17 protein-coding genes are annotated in these 17,517 nt (G+C 67.8%); 10 read left to right on the forward strand and 7 right to left on the reverse strand.

Annotation, left to right across the window (positions count from 1 at the left end; translation table 11 throughout):
• Positions 1-35 precede the first annotated feature (35 nt).
• Positions 36-1,301 (forward strand): amidohydrolase, encoded by a 1,266-nt coding sequence (locus tag J7346_RS13480; protein ID WP_245157880.1) that lies wholly within the window; start codon positions 36-38, stop codon positions 1,299-1,301.
• 5 nt (positions 1,302-1,306) lie between these two features.
• Here J7346_RS13480 and dapE read toward each other — a convergent pair whose 3' ends face one another.
• A complete protein-coding gene (dapE, locus tag J7346_RS13485) occupies positions 1,307-2,482 on the reverse strand; it encodes a succinyl-diaminopimelate desuccinylase (protein WP_209120490.1) in 1,176 nt (391 codons plus the stop codon).
• A gap of 43 nt (positions 2,483-2,525) precedes the next feature.
• Here dapE and J7346_RS13490 point away from each other — a divergent pair, with 43 nt between their 5' ends.
• Together J7346_RS13490 and J7346_RS13495 are read left to right on the forward strand one after the other, a co-directional pair.
• Positions 2,526-2,996 carry a cupin domain-containing protein gene (locus tag J7346_RS13490; protein ID WP_209120491.1) on the forward strand — a complete coding sequence of 157 codons (471 nt, stop codon included), beginning with the start codon at positions 2,526-2,528 and terminating at the stop codon, positions 2,994-2,996.
• Positions 2,993-4,261, forward strand: coding sequence for an MFS transporter (locus J7346_RS13495; RefSeq protein ID WP_348521511.1), 1,269 nt, complete (start codon positions 2,993-2,995; stop codon positions 4,259-4,261). The genes J7346_RS13490 and J7346_RS13495 overlap by 4 nt, the downstream gene beginning before the upstream one ends.
• Before the next feature lie 15 nt (positions 4,262-4,276).
• Here J7346_RS13495 and J7346_RS13500 read toward each other — a convergent pair whose 3' ends face one another.
• A complete protein-coding gene (locus tag J7346_RS13500; protein ID WP_209120492.1) occupies positions 4,277-5,050 on the reverse strand; it encodes a hypothetical protein in 774 nt (257 codons plus the stop codon).
• A gap of 249 nt (positions 5,051-5,299) precedes the next feature.
• On the opposite strand from J7346_RS13500, the gene J7346_RS13505 reads away from it, so the two are divergent.
• On the forward strand, positions 5,300-5,617 hold the full coding sequence (locus J7346_RS13505; RefSeq protein WP_209120493.1) for a hypothetical protein: 318 nt from the start codon (positions 5,300-5,302) through the stop codon (positions 5,615-5,617).
• Positions 5,618-5,668: 51 nt separating this feature from the next.
• On the opposite strand, the gene J7346_RS13510 is transcribed toward J7346_RS13505, so the two are convergent.
• Positions 5,669-6,694, reverse strand: a complete 1,026-nt coding sequence (locus tag J7346_RS13510; protein WP_209120494.1) for a 2'-deoxycytidine 5'-triphosphate deaminase — start codon at positions 6,692-6,694, stop codon at positions 5,669-5,671.
• 83 nt (positions 6,695-6,777) lie between these two features.
• Here J7346_RS13510 and apaG point away from each other — a divergent pair, with 83 nt between their 5' ends.
• Positions 6,778-7,182 (forward strand): Co2+/Mg2+ efflux protein ApaG, encoded by a 405-nt coding sequence (gene apaG, locus J7346_RS13515; RefSeq protein ID WP_209120495.1) that lies wholly within the window; start codon positions 6,778-6,780, stop codon positions 7,180-7,182.
• A gap of 387 nt (positions 7,183-7,569) precedes the next feature.
• Here the strand turns inward: apaG and J7346_RS13520 are convergent, their stop codons facing one another.
• On the reverse strand, positions 7,570-8,088 hold the full coding sequence (locus tag J7346_RS13520; protein WP_209120496.1) for a GcrA family cell cycle regulator: 519 nt from the start codon (positions 8,086-8,088) through the stop codon (positions 7,570-7,572).
• A gap of 210 nt (positions 8,089-8,298) precedes the next feature.
• On the opposite strand from J7346_RS13520, the gene J7346_RS13525 reads away from it, so the two are divergent.
• The 3 genes from J7346_RS13525 (at position 8,299) to argF (ending at position 11,392) form a co-directional block, all read left to right on the forward strand.
• A complete protein-coding gene (locus J7346_RS13525) occupies positions 8,299-9,156 on the forward strand; it encodes an ABC transporter permease (protein ID WP_209120505.1) in 858 nt (285 codons plus the stop codon).
• 137 nt (positions 9,157-9,293) lie between these two features.
• A complete protein-coding gene (locus J7346_RS13530) occupies positions 9,294-10,466 on the forward strand; it encodes an aspartate aminotransferase family protein (RefSeq protein ID WP_209120506.1) in 1,173 nt (390 codons plus the stop codon).
• A gap of 11 nt (positions 10,467-10,477) precedes the next feature.
• A complete protein-coding gene (argF, locus tag J7346_RS13535) occupies positions 10,478-11,392 on the forward strand; it encodes an ornithine carbamoyltransferase (protein ID WP_209120497.1) in 915 nt (304 codons plus the stop codon).
• 1,098 nt (positions 11,393-12,490) lie between these two features.
• Here argF and J7346_RS13540 read toward each other — a convergent pair.
• From J7346_RS13540 to J7346_RS13550, 3 genes are all read right to left on the reverse strand, one after another.
• The gene (locus tag J7346_RS13540) at positions 12,491-12,694 is read right to left on the reverse strand and encodes a hypothetical protein (protein ID WP_209120498.1); all 204 of its coding nucleotides are present in this window, start codon (positions 12,692-12,694) and stop codon (positions 12,491-12,493) included.
• An 11-nt stretch (positions 12,695-12,705) separates the two neighbouring features.
• Positions 12,706-13,206: a pyridoxamine 5'-phosphate oxidase family protein gene (locus J7346_RS13545; protein WP_209120499.1), complete on the reverse strand. Its 501-nt coding sequence runs from the start codon at positions 13,204-13,206 to the stop codon at positions 12,706-12,708.
• A gap of 61 nt (positions 13,207-13,267) precedes the next feature.
• On the reverse strand, positions 13,268-13,459 hold the full coding sequence (locus J7346_RS13550) for a hypothetical protein (RefSeq protein ID WP_209120500.1): 192 nt from the start codon (positions 13,457-13,459) through the stop codon (positions 13,268-13,270).
• 235 nt (positions 13,460-13,694) lie between these two features.
• Between J7346_RS13550 and J7346_RS15230 the strand changes: the two genes are divergently transcribed.
• Both J7346_RS15230 and J7346_RS13560 read left to right on the forward strand, forming a co-directional pair.
• Positions 13,695-16,412, forward strand: a complete 2,718-nt coding sequence (locus J7346_RS15230) for a hypothetical protein (protein WP_348521512.1) — start codon at positions 13,695-13,697, stop codon at positions 16,410-16,412.
• A gap of 134 nt (positions 16,413-16,546) precedes the next feature.
• Complete coding sequence (locus J7346_RS13560; RefSeq protein WP_209120501.1) at positions 16,547-17,473, forward strand: sulfite exporter TauE/SafE family protein; 927 nt, start codon at positions 16,547-16,549, stop codon at positions 17,471-17,473.
• The last annotated feature ends 44 nt before the right edge of the window (positions 17,474-17,517 follow it).

The following is a 17,517-nucleotide window of genomic DNA, read 5'->3' on the forward strand; positions in this document are numbered from 1 at the left end:
TGACAGTCCTGATGGGGGTCACGACGGCTCTGGCGATGACGGCGGCTGCGCCGGCGAATGCCCAGTCCATCGAGTCGGCGCAGATCGAGGCGGCGGTTGAGGCGGTCATGCCCGATGTCGTCCTGTGGCGGCGGGACTTTCACCAGAATCCCGAGCTGGGCTTTGCCGAGCATCGCACGGCCGAGGCGATCGCCGACCATCTGCGTGGGCTGGGACTGGAGGTCCGGGTCGGGGTCGGCAAGACCGGCGTGGTCGGCATTCTGCGTGGGGGTCGTCCGGGCAGGACCGTCGCGCTTCGGGCCGATATGGACGCCCTGCCGGTCGAGGAGGCGACGGGCCTGCCGTTCGCCTCGACCGCAACCGGGACCTATCAGGGGCGCACCGTGCCGGTCGCCCACGCTTGTGGCCATGACGCCCATATCGCCATGCTGATGGGCGCGGCCGAGGTGCTGGCCGGCATGCGCGACCAGATTTCCGGCACCGTCGTCTTTATCTTCCAGCCTGCCGAGGAAGGGGCCCCTCCGGGTGAGCCCATGGGCGGGGCGGCGCTGATGATCGCCGAAGGGGCGCTGGACGATCCCCGGCCCGAGGCGATCTTCGGCCTGCACGTCGTGCCCGGCCTGCCGGGCACGATCTTCTACCGGCCCGAGGGGTTCATGGCGGCGTCGGACCGGGTCGACATCGTCCTGTCCGGGCGCCAGACACACGGCGCCTGGCCCTGGAAAGGCATTGATATCATTGCCGTTGCCGGCCAGGTGGTAGAGACCGTCAACACGCTGACAGCCCGCACGGTCGACCCGACCGCGACGCCGACCGTCTTCACCATCGCCACGATCGAGGCGGGGGTGCGCTACAACATCATCCCCGATGAGGCACGGCTGAGCGGGACACTGCGAACCTTTGACGTGGCACAGCGCGATGATCTGGTGGCGCGGGCCGAGGCGGCCATCGGCCATGTAGCCGAAGCCTATGGCGCGACGGCGGAATTCTCGGTCCGGCAGAACGCGGCGCTCGTCTATAACGACCCGGCGCTGTCGGCCTGGCTGGCCCCGGTTCTGGAGGAAGCGGCGGGCGAGGGCCAGGTCAATCCAGCCGTCCCGCCGACCACGGTGGCCGAGGATTTCAGCTACTACCAGCGAGAAATTCCGGGCGTTTTCTATCATCTGGGCGCCAGCGCCGCGGGGGTGGATCCGGCGACCTCGGCGCCCAATCACTCACCGATGTTCGACGTGAACGAGGACGTGCTGATCGTGGGCGTGCGGGCCCATGTGCTGACCGCGCTGAGGTTCCTGGAACAGTAGGAATTTCAGGTGGTTCGGGCGAACCAGGTGCGGATCACGGCGGCGTAGATGTCCGTCAGGGATTCCAGCTGGCTGACCGGCACCTGCTCGTCGATCTGGTGCATGGTCTGGCCGACCAGACCCAGCTCCAGCACGGGACAAAGCGCGCGGATGAAGCGGGCGTCGGAAGTGCCGCCGGTTGTCGAGCTTTCCGGCCGGATACCCTCGACACCCTCTACGGCGGCCTCGACAGCCTCTACGAGCGGACCGCGATCGGTGAGGAAGGCGTCGCCGGAGCACAGGTGCTCGAGCGTGATGGCCAGACCGGTCTCGGTGGCGACCTCGGCGGCCTGGTCGTCCAGCCATTTCGACAGGGCATCGCCCGTGTGGGTCGGGTTGAAGCGGATGTTCAGCCGGGCCATCGCCTCGGCCGGAATGACGTTGGACGCCGGATTGCCGACGTCGACCGTGGTGATCTCGAGGTTCGAAGGCGGGAACTCGGGATAGCCGTCGTCGAGATGGGCCTCGGCCAGACGGTTCAGCAGGCGGACCAGAACCGGCACCGGATTGGCGGCCCGGTCGGGATAGGCGACGTGGCCTTGGCGGCCCTTGACGGTGATCCAGCTGTTCAGCGAGCCGCGCCGGCCGACCTTGATCATGTCGCCGAGACGCTGGGAGGAGGAGGGCTCGCCGACCACACAGGCGTCGATCCGCTCGCCCTCGGTCCTGAGTTGCTCAACGACGCGCTTGGTGCCGTGCAGGGCCGGGCCTTCTTCGTCGCCGGTGATCAGGAAGGACAGGGAGCCGGGCACGCCGCCCCCCTCCTTTTGGTAATCGGCCAGCACGCGCGAGACGGCGGCGACCCAGCAGGCGATGCCGCCCTTCATGTCGACCGCGCCCCGGCCGAACAGCACGCCATCCCGGACCTCGGCGGCGAAGGGATCGTGCGACCAGGCGGCGACCGTGCCGGTCGGCACGACATCGGTGTGGCCGGCGAAACAGAGGTTCGGACCCTCGCTACCCAGCCGGGCATAGAGGTTGGGCGTGCCCTCGAACGGCAGGTCGCGGCAGGTGAAGCCCAGCTCTTCCAGCGCCCCCTTCAGCGTCGCCATCGCCCCGGCGTCGACCGGGGTGACGGAGGGACTGCGGATCAGGTCGCGGGTCAGGGCGACGGGATCGATCAGGTGGGCTGGTCTTGTCATGAGGCCATGCTTTAGGAGGTGTCAGGACCTGCGAGAAGACCCCATGCCCCGTATCGATCTGAACACCGCGCCCCGGGCCGACGGCACGACCTATCCCGAGGAACACGCCGGGCCGTGCAAGCCGCGCCGGCGTCTGAAGCTGGGCGATGCCGTGGGGCTGGACCAGTTCGGGGTGAACCATCTGACCCTGCCGCCCGGCGCCTGGTCCAGCCAGCGTCACTGGCACGAGGGCGAGGATGAATTCGTGTGGGTGCTGTCGGGCGAGGTGGTGCTGGTCGAAGATGAGGGCGAGACCGTGCTGCGCGCCGGCGACTGTGCCGGGTTCAAGGCGGGGGTTCCGAACGGCCACAAGCTGGAAAACCGCACCGATCAGGACGCCGTCCTTCTGGAGGTCGGCACTCGCAAGCCCGGTGGTGACCAGGGCGAGTATCCCGACATCGACATGACCTTCCGCTCGGGCGTCTATTCGCACCGCGACGGCACCCCCTATCCGAAATACGACCGCCGCACGTGAGCGACGACGGACCCGTTTCCTCCCCCCTGAGCGAAGGCCCAGCCAGCCCCTGGTCGGTGCCCGATTTCCGCTGGCTGTGGATCGGGCGGCTGAGTGCCGTCCTCGGCATCCAGATCCAGTCCTCGGCCCTGTTGTGGCAGGTCTATGAGATCGCCCGACGCGACCATCCGATCGAACAGGCCAGCCTGTATCTGGGCCTTGTCGGTCTGGCGCAATTCCTGCCGCTGCTGGCCCTGACCCTGCCCGCCGGGGCCATGGCCGACCGGCGCGACCGCAAGACGACCGTCATCCTGTCGGTGCTGGTCGAGGGCAGCTGCGCAGCGGGGTTTCTGGCGCTGGCGCTGCATGGCAATCCGCCGCTGTGGGGGCTGCTGGCCATCGCCGCCGTATTCGGCGCGGCGCGCGCCTTTCTGGCCCCCGCGACCCAGGCCTTCCTGCCCATGGTGGTTGGACGCCGCGCGCTGGCCCCCGCCATCGCGGCCCAGTCGATCGCCTTTCAGACCGGCGCCATCGCGGGCCCCGCGCTGGGCGGGTTGATCGTCGGCCTGTCGGTGCCGCTGGCCTATGGGGTGTCGGCGGCCCTGTTCGGGGTAGCGGTGCTGTCGCTGCTGCTGATCCGCACCTCGGGCCGCCCGCCGGTAATCCAGACGGGGCTGACCCGCCTTCAGGCCGTGACAGAGGGCCTGCGCTACGTCTGGAAGACCAAGATCGTCTTGGGCGCCATCTCGCTGGATCTGGTGGTGGTCATGCTGGCGGGGGTGGCCCTGCTGACCCCGGTGTTCGCGCGCGACATCCTGCATGTGGGGGCGCTGGGCTTCGGCCTGCTCAGGGCCTCATTCGGGGTCGGGGCGCTGGGGATGGCGGTCTGTCTCAGCCGGTTTCCGATCACGCGGAACGGCGGCACCTGGATGCTGGCAGCGGTCGCCGTGTTCGGCCTCTGCACCCTGACGTTTGGCCTGTCGCGGTTCGCCTGGCTGTCGGGGCTGGTGCTGCTGATCGGGGGGGCGGCAGACATGATCAGCGTCAACATCCGCCAGACCCTGATCCAGCTGGCCACGCCCGATCACATGCGCGGCCGGGTCAGCTCGGTCTCCATGCTGTTCATCGGCGCCTCAAACGAACTGGGCGAGGCCTATTCCGGCGTCATGGTGCGCCTGCTGGGCCCGGTGGGCGCTGCGGTGTTCGGGGGGTTGGGTGCGCTGGCCTCCACCGGCCTCTGGGCCAAAATGTTCCCGGACCTGAGGAAGGCGGACCGGCTGGAGTGAGGCCGCGCCGCGCGATCAGGCGTGCAGTGCGGGGGTCGGCGGCTGTATCGCCCGGACGGGGGCACGGCCGGTCAGGGCCAGCTCGGCCTGGATGAAGACGAAGGCCAGGATGGTGACGGCCTCGGCCATCTCCTCGAACAGTTCGTGCTGGAGGAGCACGCCGGCCGAGACCAGCAGGGCGATGCGAACGACCGAGGGCCGATCGAGCGGGGGCTGATGCAGCAAGGGAGCCAGCCACCGCGGGCGGAGGCTCAGCAGACCGGCCGCGACCACCAAGCCCCAGCCGACCGCCGCATAGGCGATGTCGTAGAGGCGCGGGGACAGGAAGTTGTGCAGATTGGTCTCGGCCTGCAGATTTTCGGAGGCGAAGGCGCCGGTCGAGGTCCAGTGGAAGATGTGCTGGCCCCAGCTGGCCTCTTCCCCGAAGGCCAGGATTCCGAACAGGGCGACGAGTGCCCAGAAGCCGGACTTGAGGGCGTTTCGCGAGACAACCGCCTCCCGGGCAGCCAGCAGGACGATCAGGATCAGGCCGACGGCGGTGACGGTTTCCACCACGCCGCCGTCATAGGTCTCGGCCCCGAACAGCCAGGGCGCCGCCAGCCCTTGTCGCCACAGGAACAGGGTAACAGGCACCAGCGCGCCCCAGGTCACCAGCAGGACGCCGATGCCGACACGGGACAAGGCGGCCCGCGCGGGGTCTGCGCCTCTCTCCCGGACCTGCCATGCATGCACGCACACGCCCAGGCCGCACAGCCCGGCCAGACCTGTACTCATCGCCATCCAGGACATGGCAGCCTCCTGAGGCCCTGTTGCGAAGTGATCCGGGCCGGGACGATTTGAGCAGGATGCGTGCCAGTGGGGGGGAGTTGGCTGCACCCGGCGCTTGCCGCGAGGACGCCTCAGGCGCTCAAAAAATACGGGCGGCTGGCAACCGGGTCGGGAGTTGTCCCGAAGCGCTTCTCAGGGCTATGGTCAACCATGCGCCGTTTAATTCGCCCCGGTCTCAAAGCCGCCTCTATGTGCATCGGGATAATGCTGATGACCGCTTCGGCGGCTGCGGCTGCTCCCGATTGCCAACGCACCGGATTGAACTCGGGCGAGCCGCTGGTGACGTCGGGCGAAGCGGCCAAAGCCATCTTTCTGGCGGTGGAGGGCGACGCCTTTCCGCAGTCGGATCGGGTCGGCTATCCAGCCGTTGGGGTAACCGATGAGGGAGAATGGTGGTTCGTGTTTCGATACCGGCCTCCGATGGTCAATCCCGACGGCAGTACCACCTCGACCCGGGGTGGCGGGCAGCTGTCCCTGAAAATTTCAAAGTGTGATGCCAGAATTTCCGATGTCACGCTGAGCCGCTGAAGCTCGTTGGCGGGCTACGGAGGGTTTCCGTCACACCTTGGCGGAGCGGTGCTAAGCCCGGAAATGTTTCGACAGCTTCAGGCCTTGGCTCTGGTAGTGGCTGCCGCCTTCGCCGTAGAGGCGATCGGGGCGTTCGGTCAGGGGTTCATAGACCAGCCGGGCGACGATCTGGCCGTGCTCCAGCATGAAGGGGGTGTCGTGGGTGCGGACCTCGAGCACGCCCTTCGAGCCCGCGCCGTGCGCCTCGTCGGTGCCGAAGCCGGGGTCGAAGAAGCCGGCATAGTGGACGCGGAACTCGCCGACCGAAGGGTCGATGGGGGTCATTTCGGCGGCCTGGTCGACCGGGATCTCGACGGCTTCGCGTGAGGCGAGGATGTAAAATTCGCCGGGGTCCAGCATCAACTCGCCGCGTTGGGCGCGCAGCGGCTCCCAGAAGTCGGCGGGGTCGTGGCCGTTGACCTTGTCCAGGTCGATGAGGCCGGCGTGGCGCCGCCCGCGATAGCCGACAATGCCGCCCTCTGTGTCGAAGGCCAGATCGACGCCGACGCTGCGGGTCTCGAGGTGCGGGGGCTCGCCCACCTTGAGGCGCAGCTGGTTCAGCCGGGTGCCGGGTCGGACCAGCACCGAGAAGGTCTGGGGCGCGATCTCGAGATAGAGGGGACCGTCATAGCCCTCGGCCACATCGTCAAAGGTGGCGCCCCGGTCGGTCATCAGGCGGACGAACACATCGACGCGGCCCGTCGAGCTCTTCGGATTGGCGCGGGCGACCACACCTTTCGGCAGGCTGAGCCGCTCCTGCAGCTTGACGATATAGACGCAGCCCTTTTCCAGCACCGCGCCGCCGTCGAGGTCGATGGTGTGCATGACCACGTCCTGGATGCGGGTCTCGACCGTCCGCTCACCCGGCAGGAAGGAGGCGCGCACCCGCCAGCCCCGGTCGGACAGGCGCAGGTCGAGGCTGGCTGGCTGGACCTGATCGGCGTCGAAGGGCGTGTCGGTGGTGATGGCGCCCGTGGCGATCAGGGTGTCGATGGCCTGGCAGGGCAGGATGCCGGGGCGGGAGGCGTCAAAGGTCATGGGGGATGTTCCACGGATTTCGGCGCGAGTCGTCAAGCGGAAACGGGCTTGCGGCGGACACGCGGCGGGGCGAGCATGGGGGCATGTATGAGAGTTCCGCCTATACCGCCGAGACCCGGGGAGTCCGGGTCAAGGTCCAGCCCAGCTATCTGGCCGGGCGCTCGAACCCCGATGAGGGGCTTTGGGTCTGGGCCTATCAGATCGAGATCGTCAATCTGACCGGGGTGCCGGTGCAGCTGTTGTCGCGCCACTGGATCATCACCGACGCAACGGGCCGCGAGGAGGTGGTGATCGGCGACGGCGTGGTCGGCGAACAGCCGGTCATCGCGCCCGGCGACAGCCACAGCTATGCCTCGGGCTGCCCGCTTCCGACGCCCTCGGGCGCCATGCGCGGCAGCTATGTGATGGAGACGCCCGACGGCGAACGGTTCGAGGCCGAAATCCCCGCCTTCAGCCTGGACGTGCCGGGGGCCAGGATATTGAACTGAGGCTGCCGTCTCCTCCCCATCGTGATGGGGAGGGGGACCGCGTAGCGGTGGAGGGGCTCTTCAGATCGCGCTTGTGGCCCAGAACCCCTCCGTCACGGCGCCTTGCGCCGCGCCACCTCCCCGTCTTCGACAGGGAGGAGACAAGAGGCCGGGGCTGCGTCAACCCGGAGAACCGCAGCCCCGCCCCCCGAAGGCTCGCCCGACCCGAAGGCCCGGCGAGGGGGTGGTGGCCCAACAAGGGGCGATCGTGAAGGGGTGCTAGTGAGCAGTGAGTAGTGAGCAGGGCACGTGAGGGACGGTGCCGATCCGGTGATGACCGCAGCGACGCGCGTCACCCCAGCCTTCTACTCACTACTCACTGGCACTGCTCACCAGCACCCACCTGGATCAGATGTACCGACGCAGGCTGCGGGCGAGGTCGGAGCTGCCGTCCTTGCTGCCGCGCTTGACCTGGGGCTGGTAGGCGACCCGGGCGTGCTCGACGCAATAGACCCCTTCCGAGGCGCGACGGCCGCAGAAGCTGAACTCGGTCGAGGACGGGTCACCGATCGGCCATTTGCACATGTGGGCGCCCAGCGTCATGACCGTGGCGGTGCCGGGCAGCTCGGGCGCGGGCTCGGGCCGGGGCGGCGTGACCGGGCGCGGCTGGGCGGCCTCGATCCGGCGCGGGGCCGAGGGCTGGGCCGGAGCGGGTGCTGCGGCGCGCGGCCGGGTCGGACGATAGTTGGTGCGGGCCGGCTGGCTGGGGGCGGCGCGCCCCGACAGGCCCAGACGGTGCACCTTGCCGATCACGGCGTTGCGGGTGACGCCGCCGCCCAGGGCCTTGGCGATCTGACTGGCCGACTGTCCCTCAAGCCAGAGCTTGGTCAGTGCGCCCACGCGGTCCTCGGTCCAGCCTGCGGTCATGCCATCCTCCCGGTTTGGTCGATTCAACATCTTGCGTCAGGTGCCAAGATTGGCGGCCCCGACCTACAACCAGTCGTAAACCTCTCGTTAACAGACGCAAGATGTGCGATTCGGAGTGTCCACAGAAACCACATCTTGAATCGGCGTTCGGTGAAGCCGCTGTGCCCCTCGCGGCTTGAACCGGCGCCGTATCGGGCGCATCTGGCCGACATGACCGAACCGACGACCGCCTCTTCCGCAACCCTTGCCGATCTCGCCACCGCGGAGGCCGCCAAAGGCCCGCCCGTGCCGCGCCGCTATGCCGGGATCAACGGCATCGGCGTCTGGACCCTGTACCAGCGCGAGGTGCGCCGCTTCTGGAAGGTAGGCGCCCAGACGGTGGCCGCGCCGGTGGTCACGACCCTGCTCTACATGCTGGTGTTCGTGGTGGCCTTCGAGGGCGGCCGGCCGCCCCTGCACGGCACGCCGTTTGCCGAGTTCGTGGCGCCGGGCTTGATCATGATGGCCATGCTGAACAACGCCTTCGCCAACTCATCCTCCAGCCTGATCCAGGCCAAGATCATGGGCACGGCCACCGACTTCCTGACCCCGCCGCTCAGCCCGCTGGAGCTGACCATCGGCTTTACCCTGGGGGCGGCGACGCGCGGCCTGGCGGTCGGGCTGGTGACCGCCCTGTGCGTGCTGCCGTTCGCCCAGCTTGAGATCCAGAACATCGGCCTGATCCTGTGGTTCGGCCTGTGTGCATGTCTGCTGATGGGGATGGTCGGGGTGCTGGCCGGTCTGTGGAGCGAGAAGTTCGACCAGCTGTCGGCCGTACAGAACTTTCTGGTCATGCCGCTGACCTTCCTGTCGGGCGCCTTTTATCTGGTCGAACGCCTGCCCGAGCCGTTCGCCACCTTCAGCCGCTTCAACCCCTTCTTCTATCTGATCGACGGCTTCCGCGCGGGCTTCATCGGCCACGCCGAAAGCAACCTTCTGATCGGCGGGATCGCGGCCGGAGTGCTGACCCTGACGCTGGCGGTCACCTGCTGGGCCGTCTTCCGCTCGGGCTGGCGGCTGAAGAGCTGATTGCAGCGCCGTCCCTCGGTGTTGACTAAGCGGGGGCGGAGTCCGACAACGCCTGACGTCTGTTTTATCGGTCCCGGTGCCGTCTGTGCGCCGGGGCCTTCGTCTTTTGGAGGTCTGATCCCGTGTCCAGCCATCTGATGGGTGTCTACAACCGTGCGCCGCTGGCCGTGGATCACGGCAAGGGGTCGCGCCTGTATGCGACCAACGGCACCGTCTATCTGGACTGCGTCTCGGGCATCTCGACGAACGCGCTGGGCCACGCCCACCCACGACTGGTGCAGGCGGTCAAGGATCAGGCCGAAAAGCTGTGGCACGTCTCGAACATCTTCCAGATCCCGGGTCAGGAAGAGCTGGCCGACCGGCTGTGCGCCGACAGCTTTGCCGATGCGGTGTTCTTCACCAACTCGGGCTCGGAAGCGGTCGAGTGCGCGCTGAAGACAGCCCGCAAGTACCATCATGCCAACGGCCAGCCGGAGCGGATCGAGATCTACGGCTTTGACGGCTCGTTCCACGGCCGCACCTATGGCGCCATCAATGCGGCCGGCAATCCCAACTATGTCGAGGGCTTCGGCCCGCGCCTGCCCGGCTATTCGCAGCTGACCTTCGGCGACCACGAGGCCATCAAGGCGGCTATTGCCAGGCCCGATACGGCGGCCATCATCCTGGAGCCCGTGCAGGGCGAGGGCGGCGCCCGCTCGGTGCCCGAGGTCTGCCTGCGCGGCCTGCGCGAGCTGTGCGACGAGCACGGCGTGCTGATCATCTTCGACGAGGTCCAGTGCGGCATGGGCCGGACGGGCAAGCTGTGGGCCCACGAATGGGCGGGCATGGCGCCCGACATCATGGCGATCGCCAAGGCGCTGGGCGGCGGCTTCCCGGTCGGGGCGTGCCTGGCGTCGGAAAAGGCGGCCAAGGGCATGACGGTCGGCGTGCACGGCTCGACCTTCGGCGGCAATCCGCTGGCCATGGCGGTCGGTCTGGCGGCCTATGACGAGATCGCGAAGCCCGAGACCCTGGAGAACGTGCGCGAAATCGCCGGCTATCTGAAGCAGCAGCTCGCCGGCCTGCAGGAGCGCTTCCCCGATGTGATCGAGGACGTGCGCGGCAAGGGCCTGCTGATCGGCATCAAGCTCAAGCCCAACAACCGCGAATTCATGGGCTGGGCCCGCGACGAGAACCAGCTTCTGGTGGCCGGGGGCGGCGACAACTGCGTGCGCATGCTGCCGCCGCTGAACTTCACCCGGGAAGATGCCGCCGAGGCCATCGCCCGTTTTGAAAAGACCTGCGAGTTCGCCCGGTCGAAGGCCGGCTGACGGAGGCCGTCATGGTGCGTCACTTCCTCGATCTCTCCCGGCTGTCGGCCGAAGACCTGCGGGCCATTCTGGACGACGCCCATGCGCGCAAGGCGGCGCGCCGTGACAAGCCGAAGGGGTGGGTCGATGCCGACGCGCCGGCGCGCGATCATGTGCTGGCGATGATCTTCGAGAAGAACTCGACCCGCACCCGGTTCAGCTTTGACGCGGCCATCCGTCAGCTGGGCGGCTCGTCGATCATCGCGACGGCGTCCGACATGCAGCTGGGGCGCGGCGAGCCGGTCGAGGACACGGCGCGGGTGCTGTCGCGCATGGTGGATGCGGTGATGATCCGCGCCAACGATCATGAGGATGTCGAGCGCTTCGCCCGCTTCGCCAGTGTGCCGGTGATCAACGGCCTGACGGATCGCAGCCACCCCTGCCAGATTCTGGCGGACCTGATGACGGTCGAGGAGCATCGCGGGCCGGTGAAGGGCATGACCTTTGCCTGGATCGGCGACGGCAACAATGTGTGCCACAGCTTCATGCATGCGGCGCCCAAGCTGGGCTTTCACCTGAATGTCGCCTGCCCGCCCGAATACCATCCCGACCTGCGCGATCTGACCATCGGCGGATCGTCGGTGACGCTCACGTCCAACCCCCATGACGCGGTCAAGGGCGCCGATGTGGTGGTCACCGACACCTGGGTGTCGATGGGCGATCAGGACTATGAGGACCGGCTGGAGGCCTTCGAGGGCTATACGGTCGACGAGGCGCTGATGGAGGAGGCCGCCGACGGCGCCGCCTTCCTGCACTGCCTGCCGGCGCACCGGGGCGAGGAGGTCACCGATGCGGTGATCGATGGTCCTCGCTCGCTGGTCTGGGACGAGGCGGAAAACCGCATCCACGCCCAGAAGGCCGTTCTGGCCTGGTGTTTGGGCGGCTGATCTCCTAGGGCGCAGGCTCACCTGATCGGTCGGCCGTTGCTGTTCTTGCTCCCCAGTCCTAGTGTGGGCGAGGAGGGGCGGTATGCGATCTCACGCCGAGAAAACGCTGATCTGGACTCGGATGGGGGTTATTGCGACCATCATCGGGACCGTGATCGCCCTCGGAAACTGCGCCGAAGGGAGAGGAGGGGGCGAGAAGTATCCTTCGTCTTCCACGTGGCCCTTGGCGTCCAACGACAGCCCGACGGTACCTCATTCGCCCGGCATGCAGAACGAAGTCCCAGAGAGCGCAGTAGCGGCGCGCGCGACCGAGCACTGGGACGGTCCGCAATCCTTGGCGGAGGCCCCAGACCGCTCATCTTTCGGAGTTGCCTCTACCGAGGTGGAAGTTCGTCAGGCCAATCCCGATGAGGCTAGTGTTTCCGAAGTCTCCGCAGCCCCGCAGCCGCTTGTCTTCAAAAATAGAAGCGACGGAAGCGATGTCGCCCCTACTGTGGATCAAAATAGTCCTGCTAGGATAGTTCTTGGGAACCAAGGCCAATGAATAAGATGTCTAACGCTTTTGCGCTCGCTGTCTGTGTCGCTACGGTCCCGACCTCGGTGGTCGCACAAGTTGCTTCGAACACAGGAGAGCCTCAGGGCACTGTTTCTGACCGGCTCACCGTCGCATCCACGGATCCCATAATTTATGAGTGTAACAGGTACGGTGTTGAAAGTTGTTTCCGTGTGTATTTTGAAATCAGGCCGACATTGAGCGAGTCTATTCCCGTGGCTTTTATCGGGACGCGGTCTCAACCCTATCAGACCCAAGCGTTTGCCGGCACCGGTGCGACATGCGAGGCGCGGATCTTAGGCGGGCTCCCCCGCGCTGCACACTTTACGAATGGCGCAGTCCAATGGGACGAGCAGCCGTTTGAGGTCACTCCTACAAAGGCTGCCACCTATATGGTCGAGTTCGGCTGCGACGGCAGGCTTCTGCCTGGCGATGAAGTGACCGTACAAATCACCTTGGCTGCGGACCCAACCCGGCGCGGCGAGCAAATATTGAGATATGTCTTTTCACGCCTTGTTCTGAACAGCGGTCGGTAGCGGGCTTGTTCAAGTGGAATGGTCGCCCTTGCGGCCGTTGCGGTTGCCGAAGGCGCCGCGGTGCCAGGCGAGGATGCCCAGATAGCCGACGATGGCGCCGACGATCAGGCCGATCATGCCATCCAGCACGGCCGCGCCCACGAGGGCCACGGCGATGAGGATCAGCCAGTCGGTGGTGCGGAAGGCTTTCAGATGGGCGCGGATCTCGTCCATGGGTCTGGTCCTCAGTGCGCCAGATCGACGTCGACCACGTCGCCGCTGTCGGGCGTGGTCCTGGTGACATTGGCCTTGAGCACCTCATAGGCGAAACCAAAGGCACCCTTGTCGGAGACCCAGACGCGACCGTCGCCCGGCGCGAATTTCAGCATGACCAGATTCGGGTCTTCCTTGCCCTCCGGGTACCAGGCGGCGACCACGGGGTTCCACCATTTGTCGACCTTTTGACGGTCTTGCTCGCGGGTCAGCTTGCCATGGATGCAGGCAAAGACGTGCTGGTCCTTGGCGGCGTAGGTGAACATGGCGGTAGCGCCCGTGCCGACGTCACGCACCAGGTCGGTGTCGTCGCGGGTGTAGAACCAGATGGTGTCCGTTTCCTCGTCGCGGAATGCGGTCATCGGTTGGCTGTGATAGCCCGGCCGGTCGAGGCCCAGCATGCCGGTGTTGGACTTTTTGAGGTGCTTCCAGAATTCGGTTTCGGCGTCGGCGGGGCTGAGGTGGTCGGCCATGAAGGGCTCCTGTTTCGGGGTTCCCTCCAAGAACAGGCCGGGCCGCCGTCCGGTTCCGGGATCAGCCGCGCAACAGGGTCGCCAGATGCACGGCCAGCGCCAGGGCCACGGCCATGGCGACGATCATGAAAAACCGCCAGGGGACAAGCCGAGGGCCTCGCCGGGGGTCGGGCGGACGGGCCCCCCGCCAGCCGCTGAACAGGCCAAAGCCGATCACGACGGCGAGGACAATGAGGGTCAGGGTCAGCGGCATGGGCGGTCCGTGGGGCGCCGGAAAGCAGACGGAACCCGCGCTCCGCACCTTTCCAGAGGGTTAATCTTTACGAGCCGTTAACCCTGTCTGTTCAGAAAATCAGCCAGAGGCGGGACGGTCGACGCTGGATGTCCACAGGAAGATGGCGGCATCGCTATATCTTGGGGTTAACCACACGTTTACACCCCTGATCTGGATCAGTAGCGTCAATGTCTAGAGGTCGGGAGGCGAATCAGTGAGCGCAGCCGCGCCGTGGAGCGTGAAGGGGATAGACCCCAAGGCCCGCGAAGTCGCCAAGGACCTTGCCCGTCGCTCGGGCATGACCCTCGGCGAGTGGCTGAACTCCATGATCATGGAAGGCGACGACGAGGACGGCATTGTCCCGCTGCAGCGCCGGGCCCACGCCGCAGACATCTACGAACGCCGCAGCCGCAGCCGTCGTCTGGACGATGTCTATGGTCTGGACGGGGGTGACCCGGTCCAGCGCCTGTCGGCCACGGTCGAGATGATGGCCGAGCGGCTGGAGGCAGCCGAGCGCCGCTCGACGCTCGCCATTCAGGGCGTGGATCAGGCCGTCGCCGGTCTGGTCCGGCGGCTGGACGCGCAGGATGGACGCGACGGCGGGCTGAATCGCCGCATCGACGACATCGCCGAGGAACTGCGCGAGGGCCATCGTCGCCTGCGCCGCTTCGAACAGGAAACCGGTCCGACCACGGCCGAAGGATTCGCCAAGACCGAAACCGCCATCGGCGCCCTGTCCAGCCGGTTGTACGACATCGAGGAACGCCAGCGCCTGGGCACGCACGAGCTGCGCCAGCGGCTGGATGCCGTCGAAAAGACCGCCGAGGCCAATCGCGGTGTCGAGATTCTGGAGCACGTCGGCCGCCGTCTGGATGACGCCCAGTCGCGCACCAATGAGGCGCTGCGCGGGCTGGAGCGGGCCTTCTCGGAACTGGATCGCCGGATGGGCCTGTCCGAGGCACGGGCCGAGGCGCGCGGTCGCGGACCGGATCCCGCCGAGCGCTACGAGGGCAAGCTGGAGAAGCTGGCCGAGGCCCTGACCCGTCAGGTCGAAGCCAGCCGGTCGGAGATGCTGCACCGACTGGATACGGCCCAGTCGGAAAACCGCATGGAGCGGGTCGAGCGCGCGGTCGCAGCGCTGGGCGACCAGCTGCGGCAGGCCGAGCGCGGGTCGGCCCAGGCCGTCGAGGCCATGGGCCGCGAGGTGCTGCGCATCGCCCAGAACCTGAATGGCCGCGTCCAGAAGATCGAGGTCGATGGCCCGGCGCGCATGGACCGTCTGGAACGCGATCTGGAGATCAAGACCCAGGGCATGGAGCGCCGTCTGGTCGCCAGCGAGGACCGCAATGCGCTGGCGCTCGAGAAGCTGGGCAATGAGATCGGCCGCATCTCGGATCGTCTGAGCGAACGGATCGCCGAGTCCGAGCGCCGGTCCAGCCAGGCGCTGGACGAGATCGGCCAGAAGCTGAACGACAGTTCCTCGCGCATCGAACAACGCTATGACCGCGCCTCGGGCGAACTGGCCGAGCGCATGCGCCAGAGCGAGGAGCGCACCGCCCGCCTGCTGGCTGAGGCCCGCGAGAGCATGGCCCGCCGCACCGAGCCCGAGGCGGCCCGTCCGGAACCGGTCGCAGAACCCGCACCCCAACCTGAAGCCCCGCCGCAGCCGTCGGACTGGCGCGCGGGCGCCTTTGGTGTCGCCGCCCTGGCCGATGATCCCATCTGGTCGAGCGACCCGATGGACGGCCCGGCTGACCCCTTCCCGACCGGGGGCGCGGTGAGCGCCGAGCCGGCGGCGGCCCCGGCGCCCGAGCCCGAGGTCGAGCCCGAACCCCACACGCCCGCCTTCGCCGCACCCCGCGCGACATCGACCCCGTTCGGCAGCCCGGCGGCGGCCAATCCGGCCCCGACCCTGACTGCGCCCACGGACTTTGGCGGGGCCGATGTGTCGGACGCCCTGGCGGCCACGGCGCCGGACGATGACGAGTTCTCGGCCGAGACCGAATTCGTGAACCCGCGGGCCCTGCGGGCCGCCGCCGCCGCCGGTCGCGCGTCCAGTAGCACCCGGGGAGCCGTCGAGGCCGCCCGCGCGGCCATGGCCACGCCCGAACCGGAAGCCCCGCGCTCGGCCTTCGGCCTGAAGAAGGGCGGCAAGTCCCGCCTGCAGGAGCGGATGGACCGCCAGGCCAGCCGTGAAGGCTCGACGATGAAGAAGGCGCTGGGCGCCTCGGCCGTCGCGGTGACCCTGATGGGCGGCCTCTATGCCTTTACCGAACTGACGGGTCAGGCCCTGCCGTGGCAGTCGTCGGAGCCGGGCAATCCGGCCGAGACCACGCCGCTGGTGGCGCTGGCGACGCCGGTTGCTCCTCTGTCGGCCGAGACGGTGGCGCAGGCCACGGACCTGTACGAACAGGCCCTGACCGCCATCGAGGAAGACAAGCCCGAGGGCCTGGACCTGCTGACGCAATCGGCCGAGCTGGGCTATGGGCCGGCGCAGCTGATGCTGGCGGGCCTGTATGAAACAGGCGATGCGGGCGCCCCCGTCGACATGGGCGAAAGCTTGACCTGGACGCGGCGCTCGGCCGAGGGCGGCTATCCGCGCGGCATGTTCGCCTATGGGATGCGCCTGTTCGAGGGCGCCGACGGCACCCCCGACCGCCCGACCGGTCTGGACTGGATCGAGCGCGCGGCGCGGGCCGGTCTGGTCGACGCCCAGTTCAATGCCGCCGTCATTCACGAGCGGGGCGAAGGTGGCATGCCGGTCGATCCGGTCGCGGCCTATGCCTGGTACCGGGTGGCGGCGCGCTCGGGCGATGAACCGGCGACGGCCTCGGTGGACCGTCTCGGCACCCGGCTGACCCCCGGGCAGCGCGAGGCCGCCGAGGCCCGCGCCCGCCAGATCCTGCCCGGTACCGGCACCGACGCCGGCTGATCCGGAGGCTGCGGGCGGTTCGTTACCGTCTGTCACCTTCGCGCACTGGCCATGGCGGATAAGCGGGTCTAAGCCCTTGGACCTGCGGCATACGTGCCGATTCCGGGTCCCGCTTCCAGCCGAAGGTCCGCCCTTTGGATATCTATCTGCCGATCGCCGAGGTTTCGGTGAACTGGCCTGTTCTGGTTTTGCTGGGCGGGCTGGTCGGCTTTGTGTCCGGCCTGTTCGGAATCGGCGGCGGATTCCTGATGGCACCGATCCTTGTGGTGCTGGGCATCCCCCCGACTGTGGCGGTCGCCAGCCAGGCCAGCCACGTCGTGGCCTCCTCGACCTCGGGCGTGATCAGCTATTCCTCGCGCGGGGCGGTCGACTTCCGCATGGGCGGCATCATGGCGGGCGGCGGCATTCTGGGCGCCCTGCTGGGGGTGGAGCTGTTCCGCTGGCTGCGCCTGCTGGGCCAGGCCGATCTGGTCGTGGCGCTGGCCTATCTGATCTTCCTCGGCGTGATCGGCACCCTGATGCTCAAGGAAAGCCTGGAGCAGATTCTGCGCCGGCGCCGGGGCACGCCTGCCCCGCGCAAGCAGCGCCGCCGCCCCATGTGGCTGTACGGCCTGCCCTGGCGGATGAAGTTTCCCAAGTCGGGCCTCTATATCTCGGCCATACCGCCGCTGGCGCTGGGCGGTGGCGTGGGCATTCTGTCGGCCATCATGGGCGTGGGCGGCGGCTTCATCCTGCTGCCCGTCATGCTCTATGTGCTGCGCATGCGGGCGTCGGTGGTGGTCGGCACCAGCCTGTTCCAGATCATCATCACGACGGCCATGACGACCGTGCTGCAGGCCGGCCGCAACCAGACGGTCGACATCATCCTGTCGTCGCTGCTGCTGTTCGGCGGGGTGATCGGGGCCCAGTTCGGGGCGCGCCTGTCGGGCCGGTTCCGGGCCGAGGAACTGCGGGCCATGCTGGGCGTGATCGTGCTGGGCGTCGGCATCTATATGGGGCTGGAGCTGTTCGTCCGGCCCAGCGACCTGTTCGCGATTGCGCCGGGGGTGCCCGAGGGATGATGCAGGACCTGCCCCCGCCGCCGCCCGCCCTCGTGGCCGAGGCC

It is taken from the genome of Brevundimonas sp. A19_0 (assembly GCF_017744255.1).
Taxonomy (GTDB): Bacteria; Pseudomonadota; Alphaproteobacteria; order Caulobacterales; family Caulobacteraceae; genus Brevundimonas.